Source organism: Rhizobium sp. SVR5-9E, assembly GCF_056755095.1.
Genome location: NZ_JBNDHS010000210.1, coordinates 1 through 1,435, shown reverse-complemented (window position 1 = coordinate 1,435; position 1,435 = coordinate 1). Strand labels below are relative to the sequence as shown.

General features: G+C 57.1%; 3 protein-coding genes. 1 reads left to right on the top strand and 2 read right to left on the bottom strand.

The genetic code is table 11. From position 1 onward, the window contains the following. Nucleotides 1-195, bottom strand: a 195-nt coding sequence (locus ACPYOJ_RS34425) for a DUF378 domain-containing protein (protein WP_481420234.1), incomplete at its 3' end; no start/stop codon positions are given. A 29-nt stretch (nucleotides 196-224) separates the two neighbouring features. Continuing rightward, the gene (locus ACPYOJ_RS34420; RefSeq protein WP_481420233.1) at nucleotides 225-710 is read right to left on the bottom strand and encodes a fasciclin domain-containing protein; all 486 of its coding nucleotides are present in this window, start codon (nucleotides 708-710) and stop codon (nucleotides 225-227) included. A gap of 162 nt (nucleotides 711-872) precedes the next feature. On the opposite strand from ACPYOJ_RS34420, the gene ACPYOJ_RS34415 reads away from it, so the two are divergent. After that, on the top strand, nucleotides 873-1,435 hold a 563-nt coding region (locus ACPYOJ_RS34415; RefSeq protein ID WP_481420235.1), incomplete at its 3' end, for a helix-turn-helix domain-containing protein.

Below are 1,435 nucleotides of genomic sequence, written 5' to 3'. Positions count from 1 at the left end.
GGAGCCCATTGCAGAAAACAGGGGGATGATCTGCCAGGCTGCCGATAGCCCTACCAGCAGGTAAACGATCCGGGCGAGCCCCGAGCCAGCCCCGAAGATGGCGGCCACGAGGTCAAAGCTAAATAGTCCGACCAGCCCCCAGTTCAGCCCGCCTACGATTACGAGGATGAGCGTGACGATGTTGATAGACTTCATGGTTCTTCTCCAGGTTGAAGGATCAAAGGTCAGCCTTCCGGCGGCATGATCACCTTGTCGATGACATGGATGACCCCGTTCGAGGCGGCAATGTCGGCAGCAGTGACGGCGGCGTCGTTGACCTTGACGGTGGAGCCCTCGACTTCGATGTCGATCATTTTGCCATTTACCGACTTCGCGTCATCGATACCCGCCACGTCCGCAGCCATCACCTTCCCGGCGACCACATGGTAGGTGAGGATCTCAGTGAGCCTTTGCTTGTTCTCCGGCTTCAGCAGGTTTTCGACGGTACCGGCCGGCAACTTGGCGAAGGCTTCATCGGTCGGAGCAAAGACCGTGAACGGACCCGTTCCTTTGAGAGTGGCGACCAGGCCTGCCGCTTCGAGCGCGGCACCCAGCGTCTTGAATTGACCCGCCTCCATGGCGGTGTCGACGACATCCTTCTCCGCCGCAAACGCGCTGACGCTGCTGCCGAACGTGATCGCCGCAGCGAACAAAAGCCTTGTCAGTTTCATGACATTTCTCCTCTCGATGACGGGCGCGAATGCACGCCATGAATTTCATATAACGCAAATCCACTTTCTTGTCCCTCAAGTTATCGTTACCTGAAAAAGAACTGTCTTGTGAAGATAATTCTTTTCGTTATGCTTTCCCGATATGAAAAGGAGTTTTGCGAAGTGCTCTCCGACACGTTGTCTAACGAGCTTCAGCGCTACGCGATCGGCCCGCGTATCAAGGCACTGCGTCTGAGAAAGAAGCTGGGGCTGGTGCAGTTGGCCGGGCATACAGGGCTCTCGCCTGCGATGCTCTCGAAGATCGAGCGCGGGAAGATGTTTCCAACCCTGCCCACGCTGCTTCGGATCGCCATGGTTTTCGGCATCGGCCTCGATCACTTCTTCAATGCCGACAAGGAGGAGCCGCTCATCGCGATCGTCCGAAAGCAGCAGCGTCTCAAACTTCCAAGCCCGCCGGGCGAAAAGCACCCGGCCTTTCTATTCGAAAGCCTGGACTATCCCGCTTCTGACCGCCGCATGGAGGCGTTCTACGCCGAGTTCCCGGTCGATGCGCCGCCGTCAGAGCCGCATCAACATGGCAGCGCTGAGTTCATCTACGTGCTCAGCGGTCGCCTTATAGTCAATGTGGATGGTAAGGAGGCAGCGCTGGATACAGGAGACGCTATATATTTTGACTCTAGCGTTCCGCACAGTTACCGCCGCGAAGGCAAGGAAATTTCAACCGC